Source organism: Desulfomicrobium macestii, from assembly GCF_014873765.1.
In the GTDB taxonomy this organism is placed as follows: domain Bacteria; phylum Desulfobacterota; class Desulfovibrionia; order Desulfovibrionales; family Desulfomicrobiaceae; genus Desulfomicrobium; species Desulfomicrobium macestii.
Genome location: NZ_JADBGG010000009.1, coordinates 1 through 17,019, shown reverse-complemented (window position 1 = coordinate 17,019; position 17,019 = coordinate 1). Strand labels below are relative to the sequence as shown.

Genomic DNA, 17,019 nt, shown 5'->3' with positions numbered 1-17,019 from the left:
GCGTGCAAAAGACGCATCTTGATCGTTAGCATGCGTCTACACTTAGCCTTTCAAATCGCAAGGCGTTATACCTAGCGTAGATTGAGCTCACTGGACACCCATATAGTCCTCAACAACCAGACGGACTGCTTCTCGCTTGAAATCAGGGTCGTATTTACGACAAGTCCTAATAAAAACATCTCTCGTGCTCAGTAGGAGAGTTGGTGCCTCCGCTAAAGTGAAGATTGCTCACCCGAAAAGATCCTGACCGAAAACAGAGTCGCTGAACTGATCTTCTGCCACCAGAAAACCGCTAATCGACTCTGTCTTTATGCAGTACTTGACATCGGAAATCCCCGAGAGAAGTTCAGACGCCTTAATGGCCGGAAACTCTTCTTCGACCAGATAGTAACGCCGTTCATTTAAGACCCATTTATCAACATCATACTCGTTTCTCTTCATGTACCCAAACTCAATGAGGATTGAGCAATAAACATCAAGCGCTGCCGTATCCTTCCCCATTCTCGCCGTGACATTCTCAACTAGTTCATTCAGCGACATGCCTCGCGAGTCTTCATTTGCTGCTGGGCCAATAATCTGATGACAGAGGATAATCTGCCCCGAAACGGTATCCAGCTGCTCCGCTGATGAAATCTGAATCTTACGATCGGAACTGTTCAGTTGCGTCTTGATCTCGATCAACTTGGAACCAAGGATGAAATCCTGCTCATCGCCAAACGGTCCTCGCCATGATGACAAGGCCACATGTGGCGGAAGGTGTGCAAGAAACAGGTCCCTGAAAAACAAGAGCTCTCCCCACAGTCCGATGATTTGGCTTTGAGTAAGGGTTTCCGCCATTCTGGACCTGAGAAGCTCCTGCCATCTCGCCAGCCGACGGATAGTAGTTTCAAGCCCAATCCTGTGCTGGTCTCTCTTGAGTCTTTCCGTGGCAGACATGAGATTGGCACAAAGCGCCTTGAAGATATCCACCTGTGCCGAGTCGATTAGTCTGAACCTGAGCTCAAACTCTCCCTCTCCCCACGAATCCAAAACGATATCCATACCGGCCAGCTGCTTAGGCGTCTTTGGCGGCTCCCCGTAAATTCTTCCCCTGAGGAGGAAGACGTAATTTCCATGAAAATCCTTGCCATAGAAAAAATTCATCGGATGATGCGGATCGACTCGCCGCACTCTCAGCTCTGACGGGTGAACGCTGCTTTTGAAATCGTCCCAGTTCTCAGGCATAGTCTACCCCATCAATTATCGCCTCATCATCATCAGGCGGCTCCACCGAGGACTCGAGAATCTGACGCTTATACACAAGGTTGACTTGGTAGGTCCGCTCAACGGATTTTACGGATGTCGCCGGGAGGCAGAAGGTCAGAGTAACTACGGGGCTCGACAGCATGAGAACCTCCCCCTTGGGGTCTTCCTTCAATTTAGCTTCGAATGCATGTATCAACAGGAGTGGTCTTTTTCTGTGGCGGCTATATGAACAGCATCCCCTCCCTGTCTTTTCCTCTTTTATCTCGCACTCCACAGCCTCTATTTCTTCACTGCTCAAACCAAACTTCTCGTCACCTGGATTAGCAACTCTGTTTTTTCCTGTTACTTTGTATTTTCCTTTATGTACTTTTCCAGATTCACGACTTCTGAGCGGCAGTTTCTCACCGATAATAATATCGCAAGACTTATACTTGCTTGTTTTTGAAATAGGGATGACAACGTCCCAAGAACTAAGGTCTGCCTTGAGCCGGTCAGAAACGTAGTCCATGAAAAGAGATCTATTGGACGTTATAATGCCCAAGTCAGCGTGATCTTCAGGAAAGGAAAACTCTCTAATGAAGTGAAAGACTGTCTCGGCATCAACACCATTCCAAAGAACAAAATTACTTTCACGAATATCATATTTACCGCATTTTTTTAGAAAATTCTGTGTCAAGAAACGGTTTTTGCTGTTGACTTCATCATCGTTGTAGAGAACATAGCCTTCGACGTGCCGCCCTGAATAATCTTGGGCTATAGTCATCTTGGTGGCAGTCCTCATCTTGTTGGCAGCTGTAATTCTTATTGCTGCAGGATCGTTACGCACCCGCAGGCCAAAATCATTTGGCGTCATGTTTACCAGTTCCATCCGCTTAATTTCAGCGCGAAGCTCTTCAATGGCTTCTGTGATCAATTCATAGTGATCCAGTGAGCTTTCAGGAATGTAGAGTTTGCAGATATCCGCATACCCAGGCCTGTATCCGAACCATCTTGCCATCTGCATCAAAGTATCAGAGGCTGACGCATTTCTAAGAATGTATGAAACGGTCAGCCCTTCCAGAGTCAACCCGCGGGACAAGGCTAGTCCACCAATTGCTATGACATGAAGCCCTGTATCTTGATGACGTGAATAATCAAGGGCGCCTCCCCTCATGTTGATTGTCCTGACGGAGATGCTTCCAACGGCGCTGTTAAGAACCGATTGAATTTTGGAGAAACTAAATTCGATATCACCGTATTCCAATTCAAAAGTCTGCCTTAGCGCAATCATGTTGGCATCCTTGAATGCCCCAGCACCAAGCCCTGAATTGATCGTTATCGAATTCTTGAGCACACTCAGATAGTTGTAGACAAGTCCAAATATGGTCTCTTGAACATCATTGAAGCGACTTACATTGATCATCATCGAACAATGCTTTCTGCTGTCCCCTCTAAGCACCCGGATCGCCCTAGAAAGGATAAAGGTCCGGACTGCCTGCTCAAGCGATTTCGGCAGGGAAGAAATAACCTGACTCTTTTTGTGATTCAACGGGAGGACTGCCGCAAAATCATCCTTTTCGGGATCAAGAGGGACAACCATCGACGCTCTGAGATCCCCCCATTCGGAAAACATTCTAGTTGCGCCAACATAGTTGTTCGGAGGATCGAGTGCCTTGATGAAGTCTCTTGGAAACAGATCATCCTGTAGCATTTCACTTTCGGATTCGGGATCGATAAATATGTTGGCAAAAGGGGTTGCTGTATATCCGATATAGGTTGATCTTGAAAAGAGAGCCAGAATCTCTCTAATTGCCCTGTTTATGGCCGTAACTTGGTTTGGATTATTTGCAGTATTGATAGAGGCATTATCTGCCTCGTCATCGACCAAAAGAATGGGCTGATCAATAGTTTCGACAACATTCTGTTCCTTAAGCCAATCCCTCAGTCTCTCAAGAGTCGTCTTGTTTTTTTTCGTTATGAAAATGATCGGTTCGTTCAAAGCCGCAAGGCTGACTCCGTAGGTAGATGCCGCATCTTTGAGAAAATCCCTGTCACGTGATGTTCCGTAAGCAGGAAATCTCCTCTGTTCTGCAAAATTGATAATTGAGAGGGGTTCTTGGGCTGCGGCCTGAAAAACCGACTTCTTGCCAATAAATGTTTCGTCCAGTCTCTCCTGAGTCTGTTGACGAAGTGAGTTTGTGATGCCTGCAAGCAGAATTATGACCTTGTATCCGGCATCGGCAGCCTTGCAGATCAATGTTGAATAATTAGTCGTCTTTCCTGATTGGACGTGGCCCATGACCGCGCCACGACGCTTCCATGGCCCTTCCGTGGCCGGATTTCCAGAATAGTCGAGGATCTGATCAGTATCCGCATCAAGAGTACCCACAACCTTGGGAGGCAGAATGCCTTTTTCCGTGTAATAGCGGCGGAGGCGATTCCAGTAGAAAAAATCAATTTCAGCTCTTCTCTCGGTAAGCCAAGGCTTGTTGATCGCACTTTTTAGTGAAGATCCGACGGTCTGGGTGATGTCGAAAGTGTGCTCAAGATATCGAATTATGGCTTCAAACTCATCCTCCGGGAATGTCCATGGGCCACCGAGCACTGTTTCCCTGATGAATTCCCGAGTTATCTTTGGTTCCTTCGAAATTTCAATTCGGAAAAAAGCTATTTTGCTTTCATGAGTTAACATTGGTCCAGCCCTCCTTCGTCAAAAAATCTTCAACCAATGTCCAGTTACTGCTGAACGGCTCAACATTTCTGATTCGCTCAGCCATGAGGTTCAGCTTGCCGTTGCATTCTGAAAGAACCCCCGGGAGCGAAGCGGAAAGAAAATCCATGAAATGCTCCGGATTGGCTTCAGCCTGATTGATTCTTTCAACCCCTTTGGAAAAATCATCCCCGAACATATTGACTGGAAACTCCCGCTCGATAACTTGCAAGGCACCATCAAGTTTGCTTTCCAGATCGGGAGAAGCATCCGTGAAAAGTGCTGTCAGAAGCGGGTGTGATCGATTGATCTCATAGCGAATTTCCCCGTTCTTCACATATCTTGTCCAGACAGAGACTTTCCCGTGTTCACTGACCTTCCCTCCCTTTGACCTGAAGACTTTGGCGGAGCGTCTTTTTAATCCGTCAACGATCTGCCTCAGCCTCGTCCTTAGAATAGATGGCAGCTGTGCATCTGATTTGTCGACAGTGATTTTCCAAATTTCATCGAGGGAGTTTGGGATGTCGACACTGATTCTCACAAGCTGGGACAGATCCCCGTGCTTGAGCAGACGGAACCAAGTTCCGTAGATGATGAGGCGGTTGTTGCGATAGACGTAAAATCCTTGATTTTTGAGAAGTCCTTCGTCACCTGAGAGCTTGTCCAAGTCGGCAGGCTTGAGCTTTGAGTAGTGGGGGAGGATATACGGCTGGACTCTTATCTTCTTCCTGCCACCCATTTTCAGCGGCTCACATTCGAGCTGCATGGTTGCTTCATGCTTTCTGTGGAACGGATCGTAATCAGGCACCGGAATACCATTCAGTTCAATAGTAAGTTTCTTTGATTTGACTTCTCCGTTGATGAATCTGTGATAAATGAGAGCCAGCTTGTTGCGGGCGTGAATGATCAGTTCATTGAATTGTTCGTTGTTGAGTGTTTTCCCTTCCGACAGACGGTCACACCTCCTCCAAATGATTTCGGTACCGTCTGAATCTAACAGTTCCTTGGAACACTCTGCCTTGACCTCTACATCCCCGAAGATCCCCATATTCCAGTTGTCAAGACTATCCAAATCCCAAGAAGCACCTGAATATTGGCCTTTCTTTCTTGTAAGAACAGTTAGGAATCGGCACTGGGAAAACGAGGCGGACTTCATGCCCCAGCCGAATCTTCCCATATCGTCAGGAGCTCTCTCTTCACAGGGATTTTGGCTTGCAGGTCTCATGGCCTTGCAGAGCTCATCCAAAGACATCCCTGTGCCATTATCAGCAATTCTGATCTTCGGATCTCCATCGTTGAACAGACACTGAAGCCGGATTACCTTGGCCTTGGCCTTGATGCTGTTGTCAATCAAATCGGCGAGAGCTCCAGCCAGATCATAGTTGCCGAAGCTTCGCGCTGACATCATAAGCGAAGCGGCATCTGGTGGGTTGGAAATGTAGCGCATGAGACCCCCTTTTCCCTCGAAAACAAAAAAGTCAAACAACGCAGTAGACTGAATTCTCACCACGTCTCTAATTAAATAATTTTTGCAAATCAATTTCAATACACAATAAGACAATTAGGGCTAATTTACATACCTCACATATACCAAACATCTCTATCGAAAATTATCTTTACATACAACAGGTGAATAAAGACAGTATCATAAAATCTATGCGAACAAGCATAGTGTACCGAGAGTGGTCATGGTAAATGCGCCTTTGCCTACAGAATCGAAGACCTGTGCCATATACTTCTCATTTTGATGCATTTTTGTGCGACCAATTAACATGAATCAGGACGAAGGACTGCTGTATATGCAGGCCGAAGTAGCTGAACAATCAGAGATTGGTAGCGCAACAAAAATACCCGATTGGCCGTTTTTACCACCTAATGGCCCCATGCAGGTGGGATGATGCCCAACTCCCAAAGTTCATAAGGCCTCATTTTTGTTGAGTTCAGTTACGCCTTATGAAATAAAAATTGTCAAGAATAATAGGATGTAAGACGAACCCTCGGAATGTGGCAGAAATAAATAAAAATCATTCGCTCGTCATACAGGAATTTACTATGCGTGGATCCTGCTTAGGTCACTGAAGCATCTAATATTCAGAAATAGTTTATTTTTATTTCAAAAAGACCATTCTTACGGCCTTTAGAATCGCTATTTTCTTCCAAAACAAGCCAGTAATTAAGCTGAGCTTACAAATTTGAGGAGTCACACGTAGTTGTGCAGATAGAGAATGAGAACGGCCCTTTTGCGAGACCTCTGTGACCAAAAGCACCGTTGGAAATAGGGCCTCGATGAATGAGGCCCCGCTTCTGAGTCTTCATCTATCTGCTCTGCCCTAGTCGTACGCTTTCGCATACGCCTCGATCACCCGTTGTCGCAAAAACATGTCAAAGTCCGGATAAAAGCTCGACTCCGCCCAAAAAAAGTCGAGTCCTCCATCAAGATCCCCTTCAGCGTTCATCATCACGACATCGATGAACGGCCACACTCCCAGAAAGAAATCGGCGAATTCCCCCATTGTGAGGGGCTTTTCCGTTTCGATCTCGGGGTGGCTGACGAGGGTGCCGCCATCGTATTCGTCAACGACCCTGATGCGGATTTTTCCGTTCGACCGCCCGGCATACACGCTGGTGACATCGTACGTCGTGGACTCGATGGTGATTCGGCCGATCTCGACCTCCCCGTGCTCGCGCTCGGGAAGGTAGTTGCCGCCCATGAACATGGGGTGGATGGATTCCAGATAGGTGGCAATTTCTCCGCCGTCATTCACGACCTCATCAATCAACTCCCGGGCTTCCTTCTCCTGCCCGGCTGAGATCATCTCGCGCATCCGATTCCTGACCACTCCGCCAGGGACGTTCGAAAGCAGGTGCTCTTCAAGTTTCTGGGGACCGAAGTACGCCTTGGGTCTGAATTCGGGATTCACTCCTTTGCCTCGCGCTTTCATCGCACCACCTCCCACGGGAGGTTCAGATCGGTTCTCCCAAAGTGTCCGTAAGCCGCCGTGGGATAATAGATGGGCCGGAGCAGATCCAGGGCGTCGATGATCCCCTGTGGCCGCAGGTCGAATTCGCGGCGCAGGCGTGAGGTGATGCCGGAGCAATGCTCCGTCCCGGTGCCGAAGGTGTCAACCATGAAGCTGACGGGCTCTGCCATGCCGATGACATATGCCAACTGAACCAGGGCACGCCGGGCCCATCCCCGCGCCACGATCTGCTTGGCCAGGAAGCGGGCCATGTATGCGGCCGAGCGGTCCACCTTGGACGGGTCCTTCCCGGAGAAGGCCCCGCCACCATGCGGGGCGGCGCCGCCGTAGGTATCCACGATGATCTTGCGGCCGGTCAGGCCGGCATCGCCCTTCGGCCCGCCGGTGACGAAGCTGCCGGTGGGATTGATCAGGGTGCGGAATGCAGGAGAACGCAGCGCTTCCGGAATGACGGGGTCGATGATGTGCGTCCTTACTTCAGCACGCAGCATTTCCGCCCCGATGCCAGCGTCGTGCTGGGTGGAAAGGACCACGGCCTCGATCTGGACGGGACTGCCTTCGCTGTACCGGAAGGTGACCTGGGACTTGGCGTCGGGCCCGAGCCATGGCAGCAGCCCGCTTTTGCGCGCCTCGGCCTGCCTTCGCACCAACCGGTGCGCGTACACGATGGGCGCGGGCATGAGCTCCGGAGTTTCGTCGCAGGCGTACCCGAACATGAGCCCCTGGTCCCCGGCGCCGAGGATGCCGTCGGGACGGTCAACGCCCTGGCTGATCTCCCTTGACTGGCCGTTGAAGCGCACCTGGATTTCGCAGGCATCGGGATCGATGCCTGTTTCAGCGCTGCGGTAGCCAGCGTCCCGAAGCACCTGACGCACCAGGATTTCGGCCGAGTCGCGCACGGCGTGGAAGTCATCGAGCCGACGGGTCTTGAACTCCCCCGCGACAATGACGCACTGGTCGGCCAGCATGGTCTCGCAAGCGACGCGGGAATGCGGGTCGCGCTCAAGAAAGGCGTCGAGGATGCGGTCGGAGATCCGGTCGGCGAGTTTGTCCGGATGGCCCTCGGAAACGGACTCCGAAGTGAAGAGATGAAAATGCTCGGTGGGGGGTGTGATTTTAGACATGGCCCAAAAAACTCCTTTGCTCCGGACAGGTGGGCGCATGGCACACTGTGGAGCAAAGTCGTGGGCCAACGCTTTAGCAGTATTTCTTGGTCGCCCCGCAAGTTGTCGATTAAATCGGCGACGCCCGAATTCCGGGCAAAAAAAATCCGCTCAGCTTGCGCCAAAGCGGGTTGTCCCACGCTTTAGCTGCATTTGTTAAGCGCCCGCAAGCTGAAATCAAATCGGCGCTGAAATGTATCTATGCCCAGCCGAGCCGGTGGTCAATAAAAAAAGGGCTCAACAATTCCGAACAAACACTTGTGTCATACATATTCCGCCCGTTATATCCCCACTGCATCCTTTGAGATGGCCAAACGCTATGCCATGACAGTTTACAGCCATACCCGAACGCCTCCACTCAAAGACATCGTCATGAAGAGGGTAATAATTTGCGCACCAACTTCGTTCTCATCGACTACGAAAACGTCCATGTCGAAGCCCTGGCCGGGCTGGACGCCGAGCATTTCAAGATTCTCCTGTTTGTAGGGGCGAGCCAGACGAAGCTGCCCTTCGTCCTCGCGGCCGCAGTCCAGAAGATGGGCACGCGGGCCGAGTACGTGAAGATTTCCGGCAACGGATCCAATGCCCTTGATTTCCATATCGCCTTCTATGTCGGCCAACTGGCCGCCCAGGATCCCACGGCCTACTTCCACATCATCTCCAAGGACACGGGCTTCGACCCTCTGATCCAGCACCTCAGAAGCAAGAAAATATCGGTCGCAAGGTCAGTCTCCATCGCTGACATCCCCCTGCTGAAGGCCTCGAACGCCAAGACTGCCCCGGAGAAGCTTGAAGTTATTTTTACCAACCTCAAGCAGCGTGGCTCAGCAAAGCCCCGCACCATCAAGACGCTCTCCAGCACCATCAGCTCCCTGTTCCAGAAGCAGCTCGCCGATGAGGAGCTCGCCTCGCTTTTGGCCGAAATGCAAGGCAAGGGCTGGATCCTCATCAATGAGAACAAGGTGTCCTATGCGCTGGCCTGAAGTCAGGGGCGTGGCTTGACATGCACTTATAGATGAAGGCTGGAGGCATAAGTTCAACTCCATGAGCCATTTCATGCCAAGATGTTCCCCACAGCACGGGACAACCTGTAAAATTTTGTGTGCACGAACATTAAAAACAACCCTATCCTGAACCGGCCCGGAGCTTGTCATGCACGACCCAGGCTGAGAGCACGTGCTTTGATTTGCATACAGGGCAGAATCGGCACCCCCATAACGGCTCATCGAACCTCGAGGCAACCATGAACGAACTGCTCTTGTACGGCCCCATCGCTCTGCCAGCAGCGGCCATCCTCCTGATCTTGGCCATCCTGTACCAGATGTCACGGAGCGCCCTGCTCATGGGTGCGCGACTCGATTCCTTTGAAAAATCCCTGGAAATGGCAACCCGTCTCATAAAGGAAGAAATCGGCCAAAGCCGTGCCGAATCAGGGCGAATGCTTGGTGATCAACGCCGAGAGGTCGGGGAGAGTTTCCGGGAGCTTTCGAGCGGGATACTTCAGCGAATTTCCGAGGCACATTGCGCTCAAGGGCGACAGTTCGATGCGCTGGCTGCGCAATTCTCCGACTTCACGAGGTCCAACCAGGAGCAGCTTGCGCACCTCGAAAAGCAGGCGGCCGAGAGCTCCAAGGCCCTGCGCGAGGAGGTTGTTGGCACGTTGACGAAAATTTCAGAGAGCATCGGCGTGACCATCAAAGACCTTGGGACGCTGCAGAAGAACCACATGGACTCATTTTCGAGTCAGATCGCGGCCACGGCCAAGGTCACCACGAACAAACTCGACGCCTCCTTCCAGGAATCCTCCGCTCTTGCCAAGAGCCTGAGAGAAGAAGTGGTGTCCACGTTGACCAAAATCTCGGAGTCCATGAGCAACACCCTCAAGGATCTCTCGGCAGCAGAGAAGGTCCAGCTTGACACGTTCTCGGCGCAACTGACCGAGCTGACCAGATCCACGTCCGGAAGCCTCGATACCATGCGCGTCCAGGCCTCCGCGAATGCCAAGGAACTGCGCGAAGAGATCGTCAAGGCCCTGACCGGCATCTCCGAGACTACGGCCAGGACCATGGGCGAACTCGGTAAGACGCAAAAATCGCAACTGGACGCCATGGCGGCGGCCATGAACCAGCTCTCGGAAACCAATGCTGCCAAACTGGAGACTGTCCGCTCCACTGTTGAGACAAAGCTGCAAATGCTTCAGACCGACAACGCCAAGCAGCTTGAAAACATGCGCCAGACCGTGGATGAAAAGCTCCAGGGCACCCTGGAAAAGCGCCTCGGCGAATCTTTCCGCCAGGTCAGCGAACGCCTCGAACAGGTCCACAAAGGACTCGGCGAAATGCAGACCCTGGCCACGGGCGTGGGCGACCTGAAGAAAGTTCTGACCAACGTCAAGACCCGCGGCACCTGGGGCGAGATCCAGCTCGGAGCGCTGCTCGAACAGGTTCTGAGCGCCGAGCAATACGTCCGCAACGCCTCCACCCGCGAAGGTGCGGAGCGCGTCGAGTTCGCCGTCAAATTGCCGGGACAGAATGGCGATGCACCCGTCCTGTTGCCTGTCGACGCCAAATTCCCGGTGGAGGACTACCAGCGGCTCCTTGATGCCCAAGAGCGCGCCGACGCAGAAGGCATCGACATGGCCGGTCGACAGCTCGAAACCCGCATCAAGGCCTGCGCCCGAGATATCCGCGACAAGTACATCAACCCACCTGCCAGCACAGACTTCGGCATTCTTTTCCTGCCCATCGAAGGGCTCTTCGCCGAGGTCATCCGCCGCCCGGGTCTCGCTGAATGCATCCAGCGCGATTGCCGAGTGGTCATCGCCGGCCCGACGACCCTGTGGTCAATCCTGAACAGTCTGCAGATGGGCTTTCGCACCCTGGCCATCCAGAAACGATCAAGCGAGGTCTGGACCCTGCTCGGCGCGGTCAAGACGGAATGGACCAAGTACGGCGAGGTCCTGGACGCGGTGCAGAAACGCATTAACCAGGCCTCGGAGACCATTGAGAAGGCCAAGGTCCGCACCCGCGCCATCGGGCGCAAGCTCAGAAACGTTCAGGAAATGCCGATCGAGGAATCATCGGCTCTGCTGTCTCTACCCAGGGAAGGCGAGGACGGAGAGCTTGCTGTTGAGAGACAATAAGAGGACATCAATAAATATCGCAATCTCATATCAACATGGCAATTTCATGTTAAGGGATTTTCACGACAATACCAGCATCGTGGGAGGAGGCCTAAAATGGCAAATTGTGGGCAATTGACTTGGAGAGCAAGGGCAATTCAATCATTAAACCGACCGCACGATAACATAGAACTGTGGAATTTTGCTAAAGGCTGGATTCACAGATTTAGGGAGACAGACGAGAACAACGTATCTGAAAAATTGATATATCTTTGGGTAACGGTTAACGCATGGGCATCAAAAAGCGTTCCAGACTTAAGCCGAAACCATGAAGATGCCTACCTTGTGCATTGCATGGCAAAAGACAAAAATTTGTCTGATCGCTTTGGCAGCCTCTATAAAGTTGATGCAAAATTCTGTGAACTCGTTAATTCATTTCTTGAGATGGCTCCTATATTTCAATCCCTGTGGCTCTACAATAACGGAATCGAGCCATGGAACCTTACTGAAGATCGCTACAAATTTATAAAAAAAGTTGCTGAGAGAGATCCGTATATTGTTTCTACGAGAAACGGTCAAGAGAATCGTTTTCCAGCATTTTCGCCAGCTTGTGCATTAGATCATATCCAATCTGATGAAAATATCCCAGCAGATTGGCCACATTTGATCTCAATGATTTACCAGGTTCGCTGTAATTTGTTTCATGGCGGCAAAAATTACAACAGAGATTCTGATAGAACATTCATTGAACTTGCTTATAAAATTCTATGGGATGTGTGGAAGTATGAATTACCGCAGACTTTGCTGCCAAAGAAACTGCCATGGTCCAGAATCCTGATCAGAAGTGGTTTTTTAGCAAATTCGAAAGGCAAACTGCATATTTCATTTCAAAATGAAAAAAAAGAAAATATACGTTTTCTTAAGAAAATTGTAGAACTTGGAAGATTTGGAGAGTTAGTAGATGATACTTTTACGCCGTCAAACAATGAAGTTGAGGAAGACCATTGGTTGAGTGCGGTTGAATCATGCCATGGTGGTGCTGAAGGCGGTGCTCCAGACGAACTTCCGATCATGGATACATACATGGCAGGGTTAGTGAGATGGCTTAATTGCCTTGGTATCGACACTTCGTATAGTTGCGACGGCCACGGCAGAAATTGTGCCCGGTTGGAGTGTAGAGACCCTAATTCTGCCTCCATAGCTGCTTGCATCCTGAATCTTCCAGGCCAGCAATTTGAGCAGCGAGGTAGAGCGATTTTTCAGTTACCAATTGCTCCCTCTCGTACGGACTCAACTATTGCTGCCAAAAATCTTCTTGATATTGCCGAATGGTTGCATGCCAATCAAAATCAATTGTATTCAAGCGTGCGGTTGTTGAAAAGTGTTCGTCCGCTGCGTTTATCTCTCTCTAATTTTAATAGACCAACACGTCGCACTCCAAATCAAAGGATTCGTTAGAAATGGTACCTGTCTGACATTACAGAACTATTCATTCCCCCCACAAGGTCATCGAAGAACAGACCTTGTGGGGTAGACGATGTACCGTGCCTGGTTTCTGAACCAGGCCCCGGTGGAGCGCATGCCCCACTCGAGCCTCGATCAATGAGTGCCGCGCTTCATTCACCAAGTTCAAGCTGTTGTTCCTAGCTTGTTGCCGGAGTTCAGAGTTATAAATCCATCCCAAACCTCAACGATTTTCAACATGACAACAACACCAATCGAAAACTCCTATTGGATCGTCCCTAACAAATTTCTTGCCGGGGAATACCCGCGCACTCTTGACGAGGAATCCTCTATTTCAAGGATCAAGGCGCTGCTAAAGTCTGGCGTCGGGGTATTCATTGACCTGACCACCCCGGCGGACGGCCTCAAGCCTTATCGTGACATCGTCAACTCGATCGATGGGACGACCAAATACTGCACGTTTCCGATTCCGGATGTGAGCATTCCAGGGTCGCGGCAAACTACACGTGAGATTCTCGACCTGATCGACAACTCACTGGCCCAGGGCAAAGGGATCTATCTGCACTGCTGGGGCGGCATTGGCAGAACAGGTACGATTGTCGGGTGCTGGCTCGCCAGGCATGGCTTTGCCGGAAGCGCTGCCTTGGAGAAACTGTCCAGCCTGTGGCGATGGTGCCCCAAATCAAGGCACCGCCAATCCCCGGAAACTGAGGAACAGCGAAACTATATCCTGTCCTGGAATGAAGATGCGCCCGATGTTCTTCACAACACCATTCTCTCCCGCGCCCAGGGCTGCCTGATGGGACAGCTCGCAGGAGATTCCCTGGGGAGTCTGGTAGAATTCAAATCTGCGGAGGAGATACGGGCCCTATATCCATCAGGGGTACGCGAACTGGCCGACGGGGGAACGTGGAACACCCTGGCTGGTCAACCCACGGACGATTCGGAATTGGCCCTCATGCTCGCCCGGTCGTTAGTGGAACATGGCAGGTTCGACAAATACAAAGCTCGAAATGCCTACCGATTCTGGTACGACTCGCGCCCGTTCGATTGCGGAGCAACCATTGCGGCAGGCCTCAGGGATCAGCCCAATTTTGAGAGCCAAGCCAACGGCGCACTCATGCGCGTCAGCCCGCTGGGCATTTTTGGAACGCGTCACAACCTGTGGGACGTTGGCGACTGGGCAAAAAAGGACGCGTCCATAACCCATCCGCACTTGGTCTGCTGTGAAGCCAATGCCCTTTTCGCCATGGCCTTGTCCCGAGTCATTCGGAGCGGTTGCTCTTCGTGGAGTCTCTATGCCGGGATGCTGCTCTGGGCGGAGACAATGGACGTTCATTCCGCCTTGAAAGGGGCTCTCGCTGATGCAGCCACGACTCCACCCAAAAGCTACGGACGCCAGCAAGGATGGGTACTCATAGCCTTCCAGAACGCCGTCTGGCAGCTTCTCCATGCCCCAAACCTTGAAGAAGGCGTAGTCGATACGGTCATGCGCGGTGGCGACACCGACACCAATGCCGCCATTTGTGGAGCTCTTCTTGGGGCCGTGCATGGCCTTGGAGCAGTGCCCGCGCAATGGAGGGAAAAAGTGATTGCTTGCAGACCTGAACAACGTGCCGGAGTTGCGCACCCTCGCCCCAAAGTTTTCTGGCCTGTGGATGCATTGGAACTGGCGCAACAGCTTCTCAGAAATTCCGGACAGACCTGACAGCCAGGACAGTGCCGCCCCCCTCACACGAGCGCATTGCGTAGTGCAAGGATCAATATATGACTGGGATTGAAGCACTTGCCGTCCTCTTCGGACTGCTTTGCGTCTGGTTCTCTATCCGTCAGAATATTTGGTGCTGGCCGACCGGCCTCATCCAGGTCACGCTGTATATTTACATTTTCTATGACGTGAAGCTGTACTCTGACCTAATCCTGCAAGTGATTTATGTCGGGCTGCAACTTTATGGTTGGCATCACTGGCTGCACGGCGGCAAAAACCGAGACGAACTGCTCCTGTCCCGCCTGGAATCTCGACATCTCGCCCTATGGGTGGCTGCCGCGTTTGCGGGAACAGGTGTCTGGGGCTGGGTAATGGCGACATATACGGACGCTTCCGTGCCCTTCTGGGATGCGTTCACGACCGTCGCAAGCCTTATTGCCCAATGGCTGATGATCAAAAAGAAGGTCGAATCCTGGTATTTCTGGATCGTCGTGGATATCGTTGCCATTGGGGTGTATGCGTATAAATCCCTTCTTCTCACATCAGGTCTTTACATGGTCTTCCTTCTGATGGCGACCGCAGGCCTTGTTTCATGGCGTAATGATTTTACCTCGCGATCGGAGTCCCCGGCATGAGGATCGGACTGACCCTCGGAAAGTTCGCCCCGCTGCACAAGGGGCACCAATTCCTGATCGAGCGCGCCCTTGCGGAAACCGACCACCTGATCGTCATCGTGTACGATTCCCCCGAGATCACGACGATTCCCCTGCAGGTGCGCGCTGGCTGGATCAGGAAGCTCTACCCTTCCGTGGAGGTCCTTGAGGCGTGGGACGGCCCGACCATTGTCGGAGACACACCGGAAATCAGAAAAATCCATGAGGACTTCCTCCTGAATTTCCTTGCAGGCCGGAGAATATCGCATTTCTTCTCCAGCGAATTTTACGGAGACCATGTCAGCAAAGCCTTGAATGCCAGAGATTGCCGTGTTGACGAGCATCGCGTTGCCGTCCCCATCTCGGCCACCAAGATTCGAAACGCACCCTTCGAGAACCGACGGTTCGTTGCTGCGGAAGTTTACCGGGATCTCATCACCAAGGTCGTTTTCCTTGGCGCCCCTTCCACTGGCAAGACAACTCTCGCCGAGACCCTGGCGACCAAGATGGGCACTGTCTGGATGCCCGAGTACGGACGTGAGTACTGGGAAAAGCACCAACAGGAACGCCGCCTGACCCTGAATCAACTCCTGGAAATCGCGCAAGTCCATATCGAACGTGAGGACGCGAAGAGTCTTGAAGCAAACCGGTTCCTTTTTGTCGACACCGACGCAACGACAACCTGGAGCTTCTCGATGTACTACCACGGCAAAGCCGACCCGCGCCTGACATGCCTGGCGGACAGCACGATCAATCGCTACGACCTCTTTTTCCTGTGCAATGACGACATCTCCTATGACGACACATGGGACCGATCAGGCCTGGCAAACAGGACGATCTTTCAGAAGCAAATCCACGCGGACCTCATCCGCAGACGCATACCATTCATCACCCTTCAAGGAGAACTTGAAGAGCGCATGCAGACCGTGATCGGGGTACTCAAAAACTTCGACAAGTATACATCGCTGCCAGACAACCTCATTTCAACACGATGAAAAAAAAGCCCGGTGAAAAAATCATGATCGATGATACTCGTGGGACAGTCGAAATTTGCAGTAATGAAATGCTTGACTGGAACAGCAGAGCCATCCCCGTTGCCCGCAGCAAAGGCGGCGTGAAGGCTGTTTCGCACCCCTACGACAACCTGATCCGCACCGGCTTCACGGCCTGGCCACCGCCAGAAATCGTCCAGAAGCTCTACAAAAGCAGACAATCACGGGCCTTCGAAGGTAAAGATCTCGAAATCGCAACCTCGGGCCTTGGCTACTACTGCGACCTGCAGTCCCTGCACAGCGAAGACGCCATCACCTGGACGGTCTTCGGCACCATAGCCCGGGCGCCGCAAGACATCCTCGAACCCTGGCTCAGGGACCTGTTCAGACTGATCGACCTGCCGGGTGCAAAGACAGACAACGCGGAAATCTCCCTCTGGCGCCGCATCCCCCACCCCGACACCCTGGTCTCCGGTGGTCCTGAAATTGATATGGGCATTACAACCTCGAACACGGTGATCCTTTGTGAAGCCAAATGGCTGTCGGGCATCGGAGCAGCCCAGGGCAAGGCCAAAGACAAGGATCAGATCCAACTGCGGGGTGAATTCCTGACCAAATACGGAACTGTCATATTTCCGGACAGGCCTCACAAAGTCGTCCTCGGCATCAGCCTGCTTCCGAACGCTTTCAAAGATACAATGCCGGAAGGCGTCAGTTTCCGGACAACTACCTGGCAACATCTGGGCGCCCTCCCCTCGCATCCTCTGGTGGACGAACTGGCACGCTATAGCGAATGGAAAACGGTCAATTCCAAGATGACGAGGAAGGTGAATATCTACTAAATGGTAAATAATTTTGAAATGAACGAGTTTTTGAATTTTACCAATGAGAAAAATAGGAACTGCAGCTATTAATCCGAGCATAAAATAGTTAACATTCGTGGAAGAATTGTGTACATTCGGATCCATGCAAACCACCGATGCACGCAAGCTTCCGCCCAAGG

The 17,019-nt window shown here is 51.7% G+C and carries 13 protein-coding genes; 8 read left to right on the top strand and 5 right to left on the bottom strand.

Translation table 11 applies throughout. The annotated features are described in order from the left end of the window. Positions 1-228: 228 nt before the first annotated feature. The 3 genes from H4684_RS07365 to H4684_RS07355 are packed head-to-tail and all read right to left on the bottom strand — an operon-like array spanning position 229 to position 5,381. Positions 229-1,224 carry a PD-(D/E)XK motif protein gene (locus H4684_RS07365; RefSeq protein WP_192623312.1) on the bottom strand — a complete coding sequence of 332 codons (996 nt, stop codon included), beginning with the start codon at positions 1,222-1,224 and terminating at the stop codon, positions 229-231. Next, on the bottom strand, positions 1,217-3,916 hold the full coding sequence (locus H4684_RS07360; protein WP_192623311.1) for a Z1 domain-containing protein: 2,700 nt from the start codon (positions 3,914-3,916) through the stop codon (positions 1,217-1,219). The genes H4684_RS07365 and H4684_RS07360 overlap by 8 nt, the downstream gene beginning before the upstream one ends. Then, positions 3,903-5,381, bottom strand: a complete 1,479-nt coding sequence (locus H4684_RS07355) for an ATP-binding protein (protein WP_192623310.1) — start codon at positions 5,379-5,381, stop codon at positions 3,903-3,905. Before H4684_RS07355 ends, H4684_RS07360 begins: the two co-directional genes overlap by 14 nt. A gap of 325 nt (positions 5,382-5,706) precedes the next feature. On the opposite strand from H4684_RS07355, the gene H4684_RS20965 reads away from it, so the two are divergent. Continuing rightward, positions 5,707-5,832: a hypothetical protein gene (locus tag H4684_RS20965; protein WP_264080943.1), complete on the top strand. Its 126-nt coding sequence runs from the start codon at positions 5,707-5,709 to the stop codon at positions 5,830-5,832. A gap of 432 nt (positions 5,833-6,264) precedes the next feature. Here H4684_RS20965 and H4684_RS07350 read toward each other — a convergent pair whose 3' ends face one another. Both H4684_RS07350 and metK read right to left on the bottom strand, forming a co-directional pair. Then, the gene (locus tag H4684_RS07350; protein WP_192623309.1) at positions 6,265-6,876 is read right to left on the bottom strand and encodes a hypothetical protein; all 612 of its coding nucleotides are present in this window, start codon (positions 6,874-6,876) and stop codon (positions 6,265-6,267) included. Next, positions 6,873-8,039 (bottom strand): methionine adenosyltransferase, encoded by a 1,167-nt coding sequence (metK, locus tag H4684_RS07345; protein WP_192623308.1) that lies wholly within the window; start codon positions 8,037-8,039, stop codon positions 6,873-6,875. Before metK ends, H4684_RS07350 begins: the two co-directional genes overlap by 4 nt. Before the next feature lie 428 nt (positions 8,040-8,467). Between metK and H4684_RS07340 the strand changes: the two genes are divergently transcribed. The 7 genes from H4684_RS07340 to H4684_RS07310 all read left to right on the top strand — a co-directional run bounded on the left by H4684_RS07340 (position 8,468) and on the right by H4684_RS07310 (position 16,858). Continuing rightward, positions 8,468-9,061 carry a PIN domain-containing protein gene (locus tag H4684_RS07340; RefSeq protein ID WP_192623307.1) on the top strand — a complete coding sequence of 198 codons (594 nt, stop codon included), beginning with the start codon at positions 8,468-8,470 and terminating at the stop codon, positions 9,059-9,061. A 260-nt stretch (positions 9,062-9,321) separates the two neighbouring features. Next, on the top strand, positions 9,322-11,220 hold the full coding sequence (gene rmuC / locus H4684_RS07335; RefSeq protein ID WP_225940312.1) for a DNA recombination protein RmuC: 1,899 nt from the start codon (positions 9,322-9,324) through the stop codon (positions 11,218-11,220). Positions 11,221-11,316: 96 nt separating this feature from the next. Then, positions 11,317-12,657, top strand: a complete 1,341-nt coding sequence (locus H4684_RS07330) for a hypothetical protein (protein ID WP_192623306.1) — start codon at positions 11,317-11,319, stop codon at positions 12,655-12,657. A gap of 148 nt (positions 12,658-12,805) precedes the next feature. Beyond that, complete coding sequence (locus tag H4684_RS21130) at positions 12,806-14,371, top strand: ADP-ribosylglycohydrolase family protein (RefSeq protein WP_318779623.1); 1,566 nt, start codon at positions 12,806-12,808, stop codon at positions 14,369-14,371. 59 nt (positions 14,372-14,430) lie between these two features. Next, positions 14,431-15,006, top strand: coding sequence for a nicotinamide riboside transporter PnuC (pnuC, locus tag H4684_RS07320; RefSeq protein WP_192623305.1), 576 nt, complete (start codon positions 14,431-14,433; stop codon positions 15,004-15,006). Continuing rightward, positions 15,003-16,019, top strand: coding sequence for an AAA family ATPase (locus H4684_RS07315; RefSeq protein WP_192623304.1), 1,017 nt, complete (start codon positions 15,003-15,005; stop codon positions 16,017-16,019). Before pnuC ends, H4684_RS07315 begins: the two co-directional genes overlap by 4 nt. Beyond that, complete coding sequence (locus H4684_RS07310) at positions 16,016-16,858, top strand: hypothetical protein (RefSeq protein WP_192623303.1); 843 nt, start codon at positions 16,016-16,018, stop codon at positions 16,856-16,858. The genes H4684_RS07315 and H4684_RS07310 overlap by 4 nt, the downstream gene beginning before the upstream one ends. Positions 16,859-17,019 lie beyond the last annotated feature (161 nt).

What these genes read in the sequence shown, in the direction of transcription:
- H4684_RS07365 (WP_192623312.1), bottom strand. Translation starts at nt 1,224, where the DNA reads ATGCCTGAGAACTGGGACGATTTCAAAAGCAGCGTTCACCCGTCAGAG.
- H4684_RS07360 (WP_192623311.1), bottom strand. Translation starts at nt 3,916, where the DNA reads ATGTTAACTCATGAAAGCAAAATAGCTTTTTTCCGAATTGAAATTTCG.
- H4684_RS07355 (WP_192623310.1), bottom strand. Translation starts at nt 5,381, where the DNA reads ATGCGCTACATTTCCAACCCACCAGATGCCGCTTCGCTTATGATGTCA.
- H4684_RS20965 (WP_264080943.1), top strand. Translation starts at nt 5,707, where the DNA reads ATGAATCAGGACGAAGGACTGCTGTATATGCAGGCCGAAGTAGCTGAA.
- H4684_RS07350 (WP_192623309.1), bottom strand. Translation starts at nt 6,876, where the DNA reads ATGAAAGCGCGAGGCAAAGGAGTGAATCCCGAATTCAGACCCAAGGCG.
- metK (WP_192623308.1), bottom strand. Translation starts at nt 8,039, where the DNA reads ATGTCTAAAATCACACCCCCCACCGAGCATTTTCATCTCTTCACTTCG.
- rmuC (WP_225940312.1), top strand. Translation starts at nt 9,322, where the DNA reads ATGAACGAACTGCTCTTGTACGGCCCCATCGCTCTGCCAGCAGCGGCC.
- H4684_RS07330 (WP_192623306.1), top strand. Translation starts at nt 11,317, where the DNA reads ATGGCAAATTGTGGGCAATTGACTTGGAGAGCAAGGGCAATTCAATCA.
- pnuC (WP_192623305.1), top strand. Translation starts at nt 14,431, where the DNA reads ATGACTGGGATTGAAGCACTTGCCGTCCTCTTCGGACTGCTTTGCGTC.
- H4684_RS07315 (WP_192623304.1), top strand. Translation starts at nt 15,003, where the DNA reads ATGAGGATCGGACTGACCCTCGGAAAGTTCGCCCCGCTGCACAAGGGG.
- H4684_RS07310 (WP_192623303.1), top strand. Translation starts at nt 16,016, where the DNA reads ATGAAAAAAAAGCCCGGTGAAAAAATCATGATCGATGATACTCGTGGG.